At 42.9% G+C, this 17,587-nt stretch carries 15 protein-coding genes and 1 riboswitch; all 15 genes read left to right on the top strand.

Annotated features, from left to right (window positions below; translation table 11 throughout):
• Positions 1–2: 2 nt before the first annotated feature.
• The 15 genes from JOC95_RS05425 to JOC95_RS05355 all read left to right on the top strand — a co-directional run bounded on the left by JOC95_RS05425 (position 3) and on the right by JOC95_RS05355 (position 17,586).
• The gene (locus JOC95_RS05425) at positions 3–1,079 is read left to right on the top strand and encodes a carbamoyl phosphate synthase small subunit (protein WP_204414214.1); all 1,077 of its coding nucleotides are present in this window, start codon (positions 3–5) and stop codon (positions 1,077–1,079) included.
• On the top strand, positions 1,066–4,296 hold the full coding sequence (gene carB, locus JOC95_RS05420) for a carbamoyl-phosphate synthase (glutamine-hydrolyzing) large subunit (RefSeq protein ID WP_204414213.1): 3,231 nt from the start codon (positions 1,066–1,068) through the stop codon (positions 4,294–4,296). Before JOC95_RS05425 ends, carB begins: the two co-directional genes overlap by 14 nt.
• Entirely contained in the window at positions 4,281–5,255 is a 975-nt protein-coding gene (gene argF / locus JOC95_RS05415; RefSeq protein WP_204414212.1) for an ornithine carbamoyltransferase, read from the top strand. The genes carB and argF overlap by 16 nt, the downstream gene beginning before the upstream one ends.
• Positions 5,256–5,323: 68 nt before the next feature.
• On the top strand, positions 5,324–6,538 hold the full coding sequence (locus JOC95_RS05410; protein WP_204414211.1) for an argininosuccinate synthase: 1,215 nt from the start codon (positions 5,324–5,326) through the stop codon (positions 6,536–6,538).
• A 32-nt stretch (positions 6,539–6,570) separates the two neighbouring features.
• Positions 6,571–7,944, top strand: coding sequence for an argininosuccinate lyase (argH, locus tag JOC95_RS05405; RefSeq protein ID WP_204414210.1), 1,374 nt, complete (start codon positions 6,571–6,573; stop codon positions 7,942–7,944).
• 747 nt (positions 7,945–8,691) lie between these two features.
• Positions 8,692–8,801, top strand: a riboswitch (SAM riboswitch).
• An 83-nt stretch (positions 8,802–8,884) separates the two neighbouring features.
• A complete protein-coding gene (locus JOC95_RS05400; RefSeq protein ID WP_239582711.1) occupies positions 8,885–9,979 on the top strand; it encodes an iron-containing alcohol dehydrogenase family protein in 1,095 nt (364 codons plus the stop codon).
• Positions 9,976–10,791 (top strand): MetQ/NlpA family ABC transporter substrate-binding protein, encoded by an 816-nt coding sequence (locus tag JOC95_RS05395; protein ID WP_204414207.1) that lies wholly within the window; start codon positions 9,976–9,978, stop codon positions 10,789–10,791. The genes JOC95_RS05400 and JOC95_RS05395 overlap by 4 nt, the downstream gene beginning before the upstream one ends.
• Before the next feature lie 71 nt (positions 10,792–10,862).
• Positions 10,863–11,903, top strand: a complete 1,041-nt coding sequence (locus JOC95_RS05390) for a methionine ABC transporter ATP-binding protein (protein WP_204414205.1) — start codon at positions 10,863–10,865, stop codon at positions 11,901–11,903.
• Positions 11,875–12,549 (top strand): methionine ABC transporter permease, encoded by a 675-nt coding sequence (locus tag JOC95_RS05385; RefSeq protein WP_204414203.1) that lies wholly within the window; start codon positions 11,875–11,877, stop codon positions 12,547–12,549. The genes JOC95_RS05390 and JOC95_RS05385 overlap by 29 nt, the downstream gene beginning before the upstream one ends.
• An 11-nt stretch (positions 12,550–12,560) precedes the next feature.
• A complete protein-coding gene (locus JOC95_RS05380; protein ID WP_204414201.1) occupies positions 12,561–13,682 on the top strand; it encodes an alpha-hydroxy-acid oxidizing protein in 1,122 nt (373 codons plus the stop codon).
• Positions 13,683–13,750: 68 nt separating this feature from the next.
• A complete protein-coding gene (locus JOC95_RS05375; RefSeq protein WP_204414692.1) occupies positions 13,751–14,269 on the top strand; it encodes a DJ-1/PfpI/YhbO family deglycase/protease in 519 nt (172 codons plus the stop codon).
• Between the two features lie 66 nt (positions 14,270–14,335).
• On the top strand, positions 14,336–15,295 hold the full coding sequence (locus tag JOC95_RS05370; RefSeq protein ID WP_204414199.1) for a Gfo/Idh/MocA family protein: 960 nt from the start codon (positions 14,336–14,338) through the stop codon (positions 15,293–15,295).
• Positions 15,296–15,467: 172 nt separating this feature from the next.
• Positions 15,468–15,653, top strand: coding sequence for a hypothetical protein (locus JOC95_RS05365; protein ID WP_204414197.1), 186 nt, complete (start codon positions 15,468–15,470; stop codon positions 15,651–15,653).
• A 59-nt stretch (positions 15,654–15,712) separates the two neighbouring features.
• On the top strand, positions 15,713–16,555 hold the full coding sequence (locus tag JOC95_RS05360) for a CAP domain-containing protein (protein WP_204414195.1): 843 nt from the start codon (positions 15,713–15,715) through the stop codon (positions 16,553–16,555).
• Positions 16,556–16,728: 173 nt separating this feature from the next.
• Positions 16,729–17,586, top strand: a complete 858-nt coding sequence (locus tag JOC95_RS05355) for a dimethylarginine dimethylaminohydrolase family protein (RefSeq protein ID WP_204414691.1) — start codon at positions 16,729–16,731, stop codon at positions 17,584–17,586.
• Position 17,587: the final 1 nt, after the last annotated feature.

Here is a 17,587-nt window from a genome sequence, read left to right as displayed (position 1 = left end):
AAATGAAAAAGGGATACTTACTTCTAGAAACAGGCGAGATTTTCCCCGGTACCCTGATAGGCAGTCAGGAGGAGTCTATCGGAGAAGTAGTCTTTAACACAAGCATGACAGGGTATCAGGAAATCATGTCCGATCCTTCCTATGCAGGTCAGATAATCGTATTTTGTTATCCTATAATCGGCAATTATGGTGTGAATGCCAATGACTTTGAAGCGGAAACACTTTATGCAAAAGGGATCATTACAGGGGAGATTTGTAATGCGCCAAATCATTATTCATCTCAAGGTTCTGCCGATATCCTCCTGAAGGGAAGTGAAGTTAGCGGTCTTACAGGGGTGGATACACGCGAGCTCGTGAAAACCATTCGGAAGCGCGGTACTGTAAAGGGTTTGATAACGAGTGATATCAAGCAATTTCCTACAATAGCACATTCCGACTTTTTAGTGAAAGAAGTATCCACTTCACAACCAAAGACTTATGAAAACCCGGGAGCACATATCGCCTTGATTGATTATGGTCATAAAAAATCTATACTTCACGCATTACTGAAAGAAGGCTGCAAGGTAACACTACTTCCTTACGATACTACCTTCAATCAGGTAAAGGCTCTCTCGCCCGATGGAGTCGTATTCAGCAACGGGCCTGGGAATCCTGAAGAACTGAAGGATCATTTAGCTGAAATCAAAATGATAAGCACGCATTATCCATCACTTGGGATATGCCTTGGACACCAGCTGATAGCCCTGGCATTTGGTGCAAGAACGCAGAAATTGCTATTCGGGCATCGGGGAGGAAATCACCCTGTTAAGGAAACCTCTACAGGAAAGGTATTTATCACTTCACAGAACCACAGCTATGTAGTGAAAGAAGAGAGCCTGGATCTGTCAAAATTTGAAGTGCTATTCAAGAATATCAATGATGGGACAGTGGAAGGGATTCGACATAGAAACCTGCCATTAGTGGCCGTACAGTTCCACCCGGAAGCGAACCCTGGACCACATGACACCACATATCTGTTTTCAGCGTTTCTAAAAAGCATCAATGAAAGAACTGAGGTAATGTCTTATGCCATTAATTAAAGAAGTTAAAAAAGTGTTAGTGATCGGATCCGGTCCTATTGTCATCGGGCAGGCTGCAGAATTTGATTATGCCGGCACACAGGCATGCCTTGCCCTGAAGGAAGAAGGCATTGAAGTCATCCTGATTAATAATAATCCTGCCACCATCATGACCGATTCGCATATTGCGGATAGGGTTTACATGGAGCCGCTTACTACTGAAACAGTTGAAGAGATAATCAAAAAAGAGAAACCCGATGGAGTGATTGGAACTCTTGGGGGTCAGACAGCACTTAATCTTGTTGTCCGTCTTCATGATGAGGGTGTCTTCGAAAAATATGGAGTGAGGATCCTCGGTACCTCTGTTCATTCAATCAAGCAAGGAGAAGATCGAGAGAAGTTTCGCCAGTTGATGCTGGACCTTAATGAACCTATACCGGATTCAAGTATTGTCCATTCCTACGAAGAAGGACTGGAATTTGTCGAGTCAGCGGGCTACCCGATCATAATACGCCCAGCGTATACTCTCGGTGGAGAAGGGGGCGGATTTGCCAATAATTTAGAAGAATTGCAGACGATCCTTACAAATGCATTGAAGCTGAGCCCGATTCATCAGGTACTGGTTGAAAAGAGCATCAAGGGATGGAAAGAAGTGGAATATGAAGTGATGCGTGATGTAAACGACACCTGCATCATTGTCTGCAATATGGAAAATTTCGATCCGGTCGGAGTGCACACAGGGGACTCCATTGTAGTGGCTCCTTCCCAGACGTTAACGGACACACAGTATCAGATTCTCCGAAATGCTTCCCTTAAAATCATACGGGAGTTAGAGATAGTAGGTGGGTGCAATATACAGTTTGCGATGGACCCGCAATCAGATGACTATTACATTATTGAAGTCAATCCGCGCGTAAGCCGTTCTTCAGCTCTGGCATCAAAAGCAACCGGTTATCCGATTGCAAGAATTGCTGCGAAATGTGCAATAGGCTACCACTTGGATGAAATCGTCAACCCGATTACAAATAATACATTTGCATCCTTTGAACCTGCACTGGATTATATTGTGGTAAAGCTCCCAAGATTCCCATTTGATAAATTTACCGAAGCAGATCATACACTTAGCACACAAATGAAAGCGACCGGCGAGGTATTGGCGATAGATCGAACGTTTGAAGGCGCATTAAATAAGGGGATCCGATCTCTGGAGATAAAAGTTAAAGGCATTTCACACCCCGGTCTTATCGGGAAAGATGCAAATGAACTGAGAGAGCTGCTGACAGTTCCCACTCACATGCGTTTATTTGCCATTGTTAAGGCATTGCAAGAAGGACTAAGCATAGATGAGATCCATCAGCTGACATCCATTGATAATTGGTTCCTGACCAAGCTTTCGGCAATGGCAGAAATAGAAAGCCAATTGGCCTTGCACTCTTTAGACTCACTTCCCTATGAAACGTTGATGTTAGCTAAATATCAGAACATCAGTAATGCCAAGATATGCTCGCTGCTAGGCTGTACGGAGAATGAGTGGAAAAAGTATTGCGAGTTTAAGGGGATTTTCCCATCCTATAAATTGGTGGATACTTGTGCAGGAGAGTTTGAAGCTGTAACCCCTTATTACTACTCCACTTATTGCGGCAGGGATGAAGTGGAGGTGAGCCAAAAGAAGAAGGCGCTTGTAATTGGTTCCGGACCCATCAGGATCGGGCAGGGAATCGAGTTTGATTACGCATCTGTCCATGCTGTCATGGCCCTGAAGAAGCTCGGATATGAGACGATTGTCGTAAATAATAATCCTGAAACAGTCAGTACAGACTTTTCCATTGCCGATAAGCTGTATTTTGAACCGATCACTGCTGAAGACATTCTTCCCATCATAAAGAAAGAGCAGATAGACATTGCGTTTGTTCAATTCGGTGGCCAGACCAGCATCAATATTGCAGAGGAACTTGAAAGAGAAGGTGTAAACATCGGAGGAAGCTCCATTCAGACTATAGACCAATTGGAGGACCGGGACCTCTTTTATCAATTACTCCAACAATCTGATATCCCACATTTAAAAGGTTTGATTGTTCATAATGCCAAAGAATTGAAGGAGGCTGCTGCTTCTTTAGGATACCCTGTCCTTGTCCGCCCTTCCTACGTGATAGGTGGTCAATCGATGTTTACCCTATATAGCGAGGAAGAAATACTTGAATACCTTGAGCTGGATATGACCGGTGAAGGGAGAAGCTGGCCATTGCTTGTGGATGAATTTGTCCCGGGGAAGGAATGTGAGCTGGATGTAGTATCGGACGGAAAGGATATATACGTTCCTGCTATATTTGAGCATATCGAAAAAGCCGGAGTGCATTCCGGGGACAGTGTAGCAATATTTCCTCCTATCACACTTTCGGCTACTATAAAAGAAACATTATTGAAATATACAAAAGCAATTTGTAGAAACGCCAAGATCGTCGGAATTGCCAATATCCAATTCGTAATAAAGGATAACAAAGTATATGTTTTGGAAGTTAATCCCCGCGCTTCACGTACCGTACCGATCGTAAGTAAAGTGACAGGGGTACCGATGGTTGAGTTGGCGGTAAACGTCATGTTTGGAGAGAAACTTACAGAAAAAGGTTTAAAAGAGGAGCCGGAATTTTTCACGGTCAAGGCACCTGTCTTTTCCATGACAAAATTAAAGGGAGTCGATCATGTACTAGGACCGGAGATGAAATCGACAGGAGAGGTAATCGGATTGGGCAAAACTGTCGAAGAAGCTCTCTCGAAGGCATTCTTCCAAGGAAAGGAAAATCCGTTCGAACCAGTTGAGAAGGCAAACAAGATCTTCTGCTCCTTATCTGATCGGGAAAAACAGGCAGCACTTCCACTTATCAAAAAATTAGTGAAAATGAATTTTAAGATTGCTGCGACCCAAGGAACTTATCAATATCTAATTTCAGAAGGAATAGATGAAGTAGAGGAAATCTCAACTGAAAGCATGACAGAATTCATCCAATCCGGAACGTGTGCTGCAGGGATCATCATTCCAACTAAAGGAAGGGATAAAAACCGAAACGGTATGCATCTTCGGGCGTTATTTACGAGATATAGTATCCCGATCTTCACCAGTCTTGATACAGCACTTATGGCTGCTGGGTTAAGTGCAAAGGTAATGTCTAATTGTGAACCCATGAAAAATTATCTAAGTAATAATAAAAAGGTGGTTGAATATTTATGCAAAGTGTACTAAAATTGGATGCGAAACAAAACACGAAAAAACTATCTAAAAAAGACTTTTTAACACTTGGGTCATTTACATCCAATGAAATAATGATCATGTTGGAAGAAGCAATAGAAATTAAAAGTATGCAAAAATCGGGTAAGGCTCATCCATACTTGCAGGGTAAAGTATTAGGGATGATTTTTGATAAATCCTCCACAAGAACCCGTGTATCCTTTGAGGTTGGAATGCTACAGCTTGGGGGAAACGCAATATTCCTAAGCTCTAAAGATATCCAAATAGGCAGAGGGGAAACAATCCAGGATACAGCCAAAGTGCTTTCCCGCTATGTTGACGGACTTATGATACGAACATTTGCTCATGATTCCATTGAAGAGTTTGCAGAGCACTCGACAGTTCCTGTCATCAACGGTTTGACAGATACCCATCATCCGGCACAGGTAATGGCAGATCTATTGACCATACTGGAGCATAAAGGCAGATTGAAAGGCCTGAAGATGTGCTATTTGGGTGACGGAAACAATAATATGTGCCATTCGCTTTTGGAAGGCGCAGTTAAAGTGGGGATGGATATTTCCATTGCATGTCCTGCAGGTTACGAACCGGATAACTCCATCCTGGAATCGGTGAAGGGAGAGGCAAAACTGACGGGTTCGAAAGTTGAGTGTTCGTCCGATCCAAAAGCGATGATACTGGGTGCGGATGTTGTGGTAACGGATGTATGGACCAGCATGGGACAGGAAGATGAAAAAGCTGATCGCTTAAAAGCTTTCTCACCTTATCAGGTAAATGAAGAGCTTTGCAAACTTGCAGACAAAGATTATATTTTCCTTCATTGCTTGCCTGCACACAGGGGCGAAGAAGTGACAGCTTCCATTATCGACGGTCCGCATTCTGTCGTTTTCGATGAAGCGGAAAACCGACTGCATGCCCAAAAGGCAATTTTGAAATTATTACTGGAAAGATGATTTTTTTTACGTTATAATGTATAAAAATACAACAAGATAGATTTTTATTCTCAGGGAGGAAGATTGACTTGGCTAAAGAAAAAGTTGTTTTGGCATATTCCGGAGGGCTTGATACCTCCGTTTCCGTTAAATGGCTCCAAGAAAAGTATGGATATGATGTTATTGCACTCGGACTGGATGTAGGAGAAGGGAAGGACCTTGATTCCATTCAGCAAAAAGCGTTGAATGTAGGAGCCATCAAAGCAATCATGGTTGATGCAAAAGAACTGCTCGCGAAGGATTATATCGTTCCGGCACTTAAAGCGAATGCGATGTATGAGGGGAAATACCCATTATCCTCAGCACTCTCACGCCCCTTGATCTCCAAGCTGTTGGTAGAAGTGGCTGAACAGGAGGGAGCGGTAGCCGTCGCACATGGTTGTACCGGGAAAGGAAATGATCAGGTCCGCTTCGAGGTAAGCATCCAGGCGCTCAACCCTGACTTGAAGGTAATCGCACCAGTTCGTGAATGGGGAATGACACGTGATGAAGAAATCGAATATGCAATGAAGCATGAGATTCCTATTCCGGTGGACTTGGATAATCCTTTCTCAATTGATGCAAACATTTGGGGAAGAGCATGTGAGGCTGGTGTTTTGGAAAACCCATGGAATGAAGCACCAGAAGCAGCATTTGCATGGACGAATCCGATTGAATTGACTCCAGATCAGCCGGAGTACCTTGAGATCACATTTGAAAAAGGTGTACCTGTAGCACTTAATGATAAGAATATGGATCTTGTACCTTTGATAGAAGAACTAAATGAAATAGGTGGGAAGCATGGAGTTGGCCGCATCGATCATATTGAAAACCGTCTAGTGGGAATTAAATCCCGTGAGGTCTACGAGAATCCGGCAGCTCTAATCCTAATTGGGGCACATAAGGAATTGGAATTTTTGACATTGCCAAGAGAAGTGACCCAATTTAAAACTTCCATCGATCAGCAAATGGCTAAAGTCATTTATGAGGGACTATGGTATTCCCCGTTAGTGGGAGCACTGCAAGCTTTTGTAGAAGAAACACAGAAGCATGTGAGCGGAAAAATTCGTGTTAAGCTCCAAAAAGGGAACCACACTGTAGTCGGGCGCCAATCTGAAAATAGCTTATACAATGAGGAACTGGCAACCTATTCCAAAGGGGATATGTTCGACCATGACGCTGCTGTGGGCTTTATCAAGCTTTGGGGCCTGCCAACCAAGGTATATGCAGGAATTCATAAAAAGGAAAAAGTAGCAAGCTATTAAACTATTACAATGGAAATGGAGGCTTTCACACTATGTCTAAACTATGGGGCGGAAGATTCACCAAAGAAACCGACAAGCTAGTAGAAGAGTTCACTGCCTCTATCACTTTTGATAAAGAGTTGGCCAATGAAGATATCGAGGGCAGTATCGCACATGTGCAGATGCTCGGCGATTGTGACATCATCTCTACGGAAGATGCAAAGACGATCAAGGAAGGTTTAGTAAAAATACAACAAAAAATTAACAAGGGCGAAGTAGAGTTTCTTGTGGAGCATGAGGATATTCATATGAACATTGAAAAGCTGCTAATTGATGAAATAGGAGCTGTTGGAGGAAAGCTTCATACAGGTCGAAGCCGCAATGATCAAGTCGCGACAGATATGCATCTGTATCTTCGCAAGCAGACGAAATCAATTATCGCTCTTTTGAACGATGTGCAAAAAGCGATAGTGGAACAGGCAAAAGAAAATGTTGACACAATTCTTCCAGGTTACACTCACCTTCAGCGTGCTCAGCCTGTTTCCTTTGCTCATCATCTTTTGGCATATTTCTGGATGCTCGAGCGCGACAAAGAAAGATTGCAGGACAGCATGAAACGTATAAACTGGTCACCCCTTGGTGCAGGCGCATTGGCAGGAACAACTTTTCCGATTGACAGACAGCAGACTGCATCATTGCTCGGATTTGAGAAGGTTTACCCGAACAGTATGGATGCGGTGAGCGACAGGGATTTTATCGTTGAGTTCCTTTCACACGCATCACTGATCATGACCCATATTTCACGTCTATCAGAGGAGCTTGTTATATGGTCTAGTCAGGAGTTTCAATTCATAGAACTTGACGATGCTTTCTGTACGGGATCGAGCATCATGCCACAGAAAAAGAATCCTGACGTCCCTGAGCTACTTCGTGCCAAAACAGGCAGGGTATACGGAAATCTCGTCGGTCTTCTTACAGTTTTGAAGGGGCTGCCATTGGCCTACAACAAAGACATGCAGGAAGACAAGGAGGGAATGTTTGACACTGTTGCTACCCTTGACGGCTCATTGCGTCTGCTTGCACCGATGATCCGTACCATGACAGTAAATAAAGATAAAATGCACCAAGCCGTTTCACAGGATTTCTCCAATGCAACCGATATTGCTGATTATCTTGTAACAAAGGGGCTTCCGTTCAGACAGGCACATGAAATCATCGGAAAGATCGTCCTGTATGCCATCAATAATCAAAAATTCCTATTAGATCTGAATATCGAGGAATACCAGCAATTTTCTCCACTCTTCAAGCCAGACATCTATGAAATCCTGCAGCCCAAAAATGTAGTTGGAGCCAGAAACAGCCAAGGCGGCACAGGATTCGAACAAGTAAAAATCCAACTGGCATTCGCTGAACAATTTGTTGAATGATAGATTCATAGATTAGTCAGAAAACAATTTCTAAACCGGATGAAGACCTTAACGGTGGAAGTATTGTAGATAAAAGGGCTTCATAAACCGGATGAAGACTATAACTGCGGCTTTAGTGTTGGAAAAAGGGCTTCATAAACTGAATGAAGACCTTAACTGCGGACTTAGCGGTGAAAAAAAGGTTTCATAAGCTGGATGAAGACCATAACTATGACCCTAGCGTTGGAAAAAGGTCTTCATAAGGCGGATGAAGACCATAACTACGATTATAGTTTAGACAAAAGGTTTTCATAAGTTGTAATAAGCTGTATGAAGACCAAAACTATGAACTTAGTGTAGAAAAAGATCTTTTAAACCGGATGAAGCTTTTCCTCGAGATCCTAAAATTGAGATTTAGCAACTATATTCTTCAACAAAGCCATTTTAAAAAGGCGCTGACATCAAAGGATAAAGTTGTTTGTTAGAATCTAGCTGTTGATTGGAGCATTAGGCGAAGACTCCTGCGGGAGATGACGGTAGGCTTGAGACCCCGCAGGGCGTAGCCCGAGGAGGCTCAAGCACCGCCCCTTGGGTCGCTGCGCCTAATGCGGAAATCAACAGCGGTGTTCAAAGGTGGCACTCCAAAAACAAGATAAGGAGTAGTAAACCGCTTACATTTTATTATTTCAAAAAACTTATTGACAGAATCTTTTCCGCAACATATACTTGCTTTAATCTTTTAATAATTCAATAGTTCAAAAATTACAACTCTTATCAAGAGTGGCAGAGGGACTGGCCCTATGACGCCCGGCAACCTTTCTATATCGATAGAAAAGGTGCTAATTCCTACAGAACATTCATGTTCTGGAAGATAAGAGAGGACGATTTTTTGTATTCTCATCCTCTCTTGTTTTCAAGGGGGGATTTTTGTTGTATTTGATCTTTGGGAGGTTGGAATGAATTGATTAACGTACAGGGTGCACCTGCCATCTATCAGTCAGAGGTTGGTGCGCTAAAGAAACTTCCTGTATTTTTAGAAACAAACGGGTTTCAAAAAGTCTTTGTCGTACACGGAACAAAATCCCTTCGCAGCGTGAAATCACATATTCCGGATTTTGGCTCCCTGCAAGTCCATTATGAGCATTACGGTGGTGAATGTTCGGATGAAGAAATCAACAGGTTGAGAAAAGTCGCAGAATCATGGGACGCTGATATCATCATCGGGCTTGGCGGGGGAAAAGTGTTGGATCTTTCTAAAGCATTGGGGTACGAAATGCGATTGGAAGTTGTCTTGATTCCTACAGTCGCTTCCACTTGTGCAGCCTGGACCCCGTTAAGTGTTTTCTATACGGAGAATGGTGAGTTTGACAGGTATACCATTTTTCCGAAAAGTACGCTTTTGGTGTTGGTTGAACCTGAAATTTTGCTAAAAGCACCCATCCAGTTTTACAAGGCGGGCATCGGGGATACTCTAGCAAAATGGTATGAGGCACAAAGCCTCATATACGATCTCGATCCCGTTCCAGTTGCAGTCAAATTAGGGCTTCAGTCAGCAGATCTTTGTAAAAATATTATATTGGAAGAAGGAATTGAAGCCCTTTCTGATATTGAGAAGGGTAAGCTCACATCCAGTTTCAGGGCTGTCACAGATGCCATCATTATGCTAGGTGGTATGGTTGGTGGTTTTGCAGATCATTTTGGAAGGATTGCCGGAGCTCATTCTGTACATAACGCACTAACGAAAATCCCTTCGACCCATCATCTATTACACGGAGAAAAAGTCGCTTATGGAATTCTCGTCCAGCTGGCATTGGAAGGGAAAGTAGAGGAAATCGGCAATCTGACTGCTTTTTTTGAAAAAACAGACCTTCCCAAAAACCTTCTTGATCTTGGCATATCCAACAAGGATAGACAGACTCTAGAAACTATTGCTGAACATACCCTACTGCCTTCTGAGTCGATCCACTTTATGAAAAGGAAGTTTGAATCAACAGATATTTTGCAAGCATTTGAAGTAATCGAAAAAATAAATGTAAAAAGGGAGAGAACAGGATGAAAAAACTATTAGGATTGTTGGTTACGGTACTTTTATTAACTATTATTAGTGCATGTGGCAGTAACGAATCAGGGGGTAACGAAGCCCTTAATGAAGATAAATTAGTAGTAGGGGTAACAGCAGGACCTCACGAGCAAATACTGGAAAAAGTGAAAGAAGTCGCGGAAAAGGACGGACTGGATATTGAGATCGAAGTCTTCACTGAATATGTAATGCCTAATGTAGCCTTGGATGAGGGTGACCTTGATGTGAACAGCTTCCAGCATAAGCCATATCTGGAGCAGTTCAAAAAGGACCGGGGATTGGAATTGACAGACATAGCCACAACAGTCAATTTTCCGATGGGCATTTATTCTACAAGTGTTAAAGATATAAAAGATTTGAAAGATGGCGATAAAGTCGGTTTGCCAAATGATCCGACAAATGGAGCCCGTTCTTTGCAGCTGTTCGAACTTGCTGGATTAATCAAGCTTAAAGAGGGCGCTGGGGCAAATGCCACCTTGAAGGATATTGAGGAAAATGAAAAAAACCTGGAGTTCATTGAATTGGAGGCGTCCCAGATTCCTCGCCAACTGGAAGAACTGGCAGCTGCTGCTATCAACACAAACTTTGCTGTGGAATTCGGATTTGTTCCGACTAAGGATTCCATTTTCATTGAACCGGGAGACTCCCCATGGGTAAATACATTGGTCGTCCGTACGGAAAACAAGGATGATCCAGTATTGAAAAAGCTGATAAAAGCTTATCATTCAGAAGAAGTGAAGCAGTTTATCGATGAGACGTTTGAAGGATCTGTAGTCCCTTCTTGGTAAAAGTAAGCAAAGGAAAGCCGCCATTGATGCGGCTTTCTACAATATAAATTCAGAAAATGGAGGGGTACATAATGATTAGACTCGATAACATCTCCAAAAGCTATGTTACCAACAGATCCAGCATCGATGCATTGAAAGGTGTAACGTTGGAGGTAAAGAAAGGCGAAATTTTTGGTGTAATCGGCTACAGTGGTGCAGGAAAAAGCACCTTGATCCGCTGTGTGAATCTTCTTGAAAAACCATCAAAGGGCAAGGTGTTTGTTGACGGGCTGGAATTGACGTCACTATCCTCTAAGAAGCTATTAGCATCAAGACGCAAAATAGGAATGATTTTTCAGGGGTTCAATCTTCTCAAGACTGCTACCGTATATGACAATATTGCCATTCCGCTGAGACTGACAGGGGTTTCAAAAAGTGAGATAGGGGCAAGGGTCGATAAGTATTTGGAGATTGTCGGTCTATCGGATAAAAAGGATGCTTATCCAAGCCAGCTTTCGGGTGGTCAGAAACAGCGTGTAGCCATCGCACGGGCGCTATCGAACGAACCGAGCGTTCTCCTAAGCGACGAGGCTACCAGCGCTTTGGACCCGGATACAACAGAAGCCATCCTCGAACTATTATTAAAAATAAATGATGAGTTAGGTATAACCATTCTTTTGATCACACATGAAATGCATGTCATTCAAAAGGTCTGTGACCGGGTTGCTGTTATGGAAAATGGGGAGGTTGTCGAACAGGGACTTACAAAGGATGTGTTCACCTCGCCCAGTCATCCAACAACGAAGAAATTTGTCAATAGTATTTTCAATCATCAACTAACGAATGAGCTATTGGAGAATTTAGGGGACAATGGAGAGATTGTATCTTTGAAATTCCTCGGGCATTCCTCCAAGGATCCTGCACTGGCTGTCGTGAGCAAAAAATTCGATGTGTATCCCAATATCTTATCTGGAAACATCACGCAGTTAAAGGAACATCCTTTTGGAAGTCTTCTCGTTCATATCAAGGGGGAGGAGTCGGAGGTCCAACGAGCGATACAATACTTAAAAGAGCAAAATATTCAAGTGGAGGGAGCAGGTCATCATGTTAAAAACAATAAGCGAATTTCATAATGACTGGGGAGATGCTGTCTGGCAAGCTGTTCTGGAAACACTGCAGATGGTCGGGATCGCACTTTTCATTTCTGTACTTATCGGTCTTCCGCTTGGGATCCTCCTTGTCCTGACAAGACCAGGAAAGAATTTGGAAAACAAATATATCTACGGTCTCTTAAATATTTTGATCAATGTCGTACGTTCCATACCTTTCATCATCCTCCTATTCTTTATCCTGCCTTTTACGAAACTAGTTGTAGGAACTACAATGGGTGTGGCAGGTGTCATGGTACCGCTAGTCGTGTATACTGCTCCATATATTGCAAGACTGATGGAGAATTCCCTGCTTGAAGTGGATAAAGGCGTGTTGGAAGCATACGAAGCAATGGGAATAAAAAGCAAGGATATCATCTGGAATGTCATGATTCGAGAAGCAAGTCCTTCCATTGTACTCGGATTGACGATTGCAACAATCGGCTTGATCGGGGCAACAGCGATGGCTGGACTTGTCGGTGCAGGTGGACTTGGTGACCTCGGTTACCGTTATGGTCATCTGAGGTATGTAGAAGAAGTAATGTATGTTACCGTCTTCCTGTTAATCCTTTTGGTACAGGGCATACAGACCCTTGGAAATGTTGTGGCAAGAACACTTAAAAAGGATTAGGAGGGGGGAAAGTGGCAAATGACCTTTTGAAAAAAAGAGTAATTAATTTCACTGATTGGGAACAAGAAGCTGAAAAACGAATAACGCCACACGCCTTTACATACATCAAAAGTGGTGCAGGTAATGAGGAGACATTGAGGGCAAATGAGGAAGCTTTTTACAGGTGGAAAATAAGACCGAGGTTTTTGAAGGACGTCTCAGAAAGAAATCTTTCCATTACCCTTTTTGGAAAAAAACACCCTACTCCATTCATATTGGCTCCAATTGGAATGCAGGGAATTGCACATCCGGAAGGAGAGAAAGCAACTGCAAAAGCAGCCCAAAATATGAACGTACCATTTATTGCAAGTTCGGTATCCACTTATTCATTGGAGGAAATAGCACATGAATCAGTTGATAATTCAAGGTGGTTTCAGCTTTATTGGAGCAAGGATTGGGAGATTACTTCAAGCTTTGTGAAAAGGGCTGAACAAGCTGGATACGAGGCAATTGTCGTAACGATAGACACGGCTTTATTGGGAATCAGACAAGGAGACCTGACCCATGGTTATTCACCTTTGAAACTTGGCGAGGGAGCAGGCAACTATTTTTCCGATCCGGTTTTTCTATCTCGATTAAACGAAAGCCCAGCAGCCAATATTGAAGCTGCGTTAAAGGAACTTGTCAATGTAGTGTACGAACCATCCCTCTCCTGGGAGGACTTGAGTTTTCTGAGAAAGCATACGAATCTTCCTATTCTTTTAAAAGGTATCCTACATCCCGAAGATGCCAGACTTGCCCTTGAACATAGTGTGGACGGAGTTATCGTTTCCAATCATGGCGGGAGACAATTGGATGGATGCATTGCGGCATTGGATGCCTTGGAGGAAGTAGCAAAAGCAGTAGGTGGTAAAATCCCAGTCCTGTTCGACAGTGGAATCCGCAGAGGGCCTGATGTGATAAAGGCGCTTGCGCTTGGAGCAGATGCAGTACTGATTGGCCGCCCATATATTTATGGATTGGCAGCTGACGGGCAAATGGGTGTGGAACAGGTGCTACTTAATCTTGGGGCTGATGTGGATGCATCTTTGGCACTTAGTGGACTTTCCTCGATAAAACACATATCGCCCGAAATTATAGTGAAAAAAGGCTAAGTATTATTTGCAAAACTCAATATACTCCTTCACAATGACAGTAGACCATTATAGAAGGAGGGTTTCCCATCAAACTACATAACAAAAAAATCATCCAGCTCGTAAGTGACGATTTTGAAGATCTTGAACTTTGGTATCCGGTTCTTCGTCTGAGAGAAGAAGGAGCAACTGTCGTCATTGCCGGTGAAAAACCCAATGAAACATATATCGGTAAGTATGGCGTTCCGATTGAGTCGGATGTGTCATTCCATGACCTGGACCCAAATGATTTTGACGCAATCCTGGTACCTGGTGGTTGGTCACCAGATAAATTGAGAAGATATGATGACATTCTTTCTCTTATCCGGGTAATGAACGAACAGCAAAAACCGATCGGGCAGATTTGTCATGCAGGCTGGGTATTGATTTCAGCGAAGATCCTCGAAGGGAAAAAAGTGACAAGTACTCCTGGAATAAAAGATGACATGATTAATGCAGGAGCAACCTGGGTGAATGAACCGGTAGTAGTGGATGCTAACCTCGTATCCAGCCGTCGTCCACCAGATCTGCCTGATTATATGCGAGAATTCATCAAGGTATTAAGCTAGATAGTTTCCCGTTACGACGGGAGACTATTTCTTTTCATCGTTTTACAGATACAAGGGGGAAGTAGCATGAGTAATATAAAAAGAGTAGGAATTGTCGGACTTGGGGTAATCGGCCAACGTTTAATTTCAGAATTTAAAAAGTCTTCAGCCATTGAGATAGCAGGCATTTGCGACAGACAAGTGGAATTGGCAAAACAAACATCAACTCAATTGGAGGGGGTTCCCTTTTATACAGATTATGAGGATCTCATACAACAAGATGATGTTGATTTCGTTTATGTGGCAGTGCCGCCGGCTATCCACCATGATGTAGTGATGGCTGCTTTCGCACATAAAAAGCATGTTCTTTGCGAAAAACCTTTGGCGAATTCAGATCAGGAAGGATTGAACATGCTTAATGAAGGTCAAAAGACCGGGCTTATCCATGCCATGCATTTTCCTTTAGCATATCAAAAAGCATTCTTTTTTATGAAAGGACTTGTGGATGAAGGCTCCTTAGGCGACATAAGGAGAATTTATTTAAAAATGCATTTTCCTGAATGGCCGAGGCCATGGCAAAAGACTCCTTGGATAGGAAAGAGAGAACAGGGAGGGTTTATCAGAGAAATCACCCCCCATTACCTCCAAATGATTCTTGCCTTGTTCGGGCCGGTAAAGAAGGTGACAAGTTCCGTTGAATTCCCAGAGGATGAAACAGCTAGCGAGCTTGGCGTCATTGCAACAATCGAACTGGAAAGTGGACTAAAAGTATTGGTGGATGGCCTTGTCGGACAAGCAGGAAAAGAACATATTTCCTTTACCATTCACGGCACAGAGCAATCCGTCGCACTCGATGATTGGAGAGTCGTCAAAACCGCATATAAGGGTGAAGATTGGCAGCAAGTTGATTTGAGCGAAACTAACCTCCCTCATTACAGCCTGATTGATGAAATGGTCAAAAAGCTTGATGGGGAAGATGCCTATTTAGTGGGTTTTGACGAAGGGTACGCTGTGCAAAAAGTGTTGGAAAAATTACTGGAAGGTTAATGAAAGGCCAGATACTCACTAGGTTGGAGTTGTGAGGATCTGGCTTTTTTGTTCTCAGTAAGGATCAGGACGTCAGCTTTAAAGAATTAACTATGTGACGGTATGAAAGTCGTTGTATCATGCCGTCACACCCAGCAAAACACCTATGCGGCGGTAGGAAAGAGGCCGAATCATGCCGTCACTCCCAGGAAAACACCCGCGCGGCGGTACGAAAGAGGCCGTATCATGCCGTCACACCCAGCAAAACACCTATGCGGCGGTACGAAAGCGCGTTATTTCTGATCTCCCGCTTTATAAAGACCTTTACCTGATTGGCCTGGCTCCTTCTTTCTCCTTTTTTCACGTTTATTACCAATAATACTTTTCCCAATAAAAGAAAAGCTATTATCGTAATAACTTTGCAAAAGGAGATGTCACATGAAAAAATTACTTTATCTAGGTTCAGTAATCGCATTAACACTTTCCATGCTTGTTGCATGTGGAGACAATAACAACAATATGGAAAACAACGCTGCACCTGAAAACACTTCCTATAACAATCCCTTGGACGATACAGTAAGAAATATCGGCAATGATCGCAATGTAAAAGATGGCGTAAGCGGAGAGGTACAAAAGATTAATAATGGATTTTTAACTATCGATCCAAACTCTTTTAGCACAAGTACGCCAAGCAACAAGTTTCCACACTCCCAAAAAGTAGAGCAGTATGGACAATTTGGAGTGTATAAGTTCCAACAGGAAGTACCTAAAGGTGAACAGCCTAGAACGCCGCAAGGGCAACCCGCACCAGAGCAAGGTCAGCCTGCACCTGCCCAGGAACAACCTGAAGCTCAGCCTGAAGCGAAACAAGATCAGGCACCAGCCGCTGAATCAACAGAGGGTATTTCAGAAACAGAACAGAAAGTAATTGAATTGACGAATGCCGAGCGCCGCAAGAATGGCCTTTCAGATCTTAAAGCAGACTCTGACCTAAGTAATGTAGCAAGGGAAAAATCCAAGGATATGAAAGCTAAGAATTATTTCTCCCACACCAGTCCGACTTATGGGTCTCCATTTGATATGATGAGGGATTTTGGAATCAGCTATAATACGGCTGGAGAGAATATCGCAATGGGTCAACGCAGTCCAGAGGAAGTAGTACAGGCATGGATGAATTCCGAAGGCCATCGTAAAAATATCTTGAATGGGAACTTCACCCATATTGGTGTAGGTTATGTGGAAGACGGAAACTACTGGACGCAAATGTTCATCGGAAAATAATATATGAAGATGGAGAGGGCAAATTTAATGTATGTTAAATTTGCTCTTTTTCTATAAAATTCTTTCTTCCTATAATTTAATTGGTCAAAAAATGTTTAATGGTTTTCCACTTTCGGGAATGTACCTTATAAAAACAATGGATATTGAACGGGGGATTTAAAGTGACTATCGAAATGGAAGCAACTAGAAAAAATATGGATTTACAATGCAATAGTGAATTTGAACAATTGGAAAAGGTGTTGGTGTGTCCGCCAACATACATGAGCATCAGTGAAATTATCAACGAAACCCAGAAACATTATGCGGATGACAATATTGATGAAAGTGTGGCATCCAAACAGCACCGAAACTTTGTTGCAAAAATGAAAGAGGAAGGAATCGATGTTATCAGCCTCGAAGCGTTAGAGCAATTTCCAGAGCAGGTGTTCACGCGGGATATAGGCTTTACACTTGGTAGTACTGTGTTTGTTTCCAATATGGGAAGTGATGTCAGACACGGCGAAGAACAACTGTTTAAGAATTGGCTTGATGAGCACGGCGCCTCCTATTTTGCACTCACAGAAAACAGCATAGAGGGTGGAGATGTGATTATAGACCGTGACATCGTTTATATAGGCATAAGCGGTCGTACTTCACGCGAGGGCATACATAAGCTTTCTGAAGCGCTGCCGGGGGTTACGGTGAAGGAACTACCTATAGATAAATCTTATCTTCACTTGGACTGCGTATTTAACATCCTTTCTCCAACAGAGGCACTCGTATACCCTCCAGCTCTTAGAAAAGAGGAGCTTGATTTTCTTGCAGCACGTTATGAGCTGATCGAAGTCACAAAAGAAGAGCAGTTCACCATGGGAACGAATGTGCTTTCCATAGGGGATAAAAAGGTCTTCAGCCTTCCTTGTAATAGAGTGGTGAATGAGGCTATGCGCAAAAGGGGATATAAAGTCATAGAGGTGGACATATCCGAGATCATCAAGTCGGGTGGTTCTTTCCGTTGTTGCACTTTACCTGTAAAGCGTTCCAATCGATAAC

This window comes from Sutcliffiella tianshenii (genome assembly GCF_016908565.1).
Classification (GTDB): domain Bacteria; phylum Bacillota; class Bacilli; order Bacillales; family Bacillaceae_I; genus Sutcliffiella_A; species Sutcliffiella_A tianshenii.
Note: the sequence above shows the minus strand (reverse complement) of the source record. Positions and strands in the feature narration are given on the sequence as shown.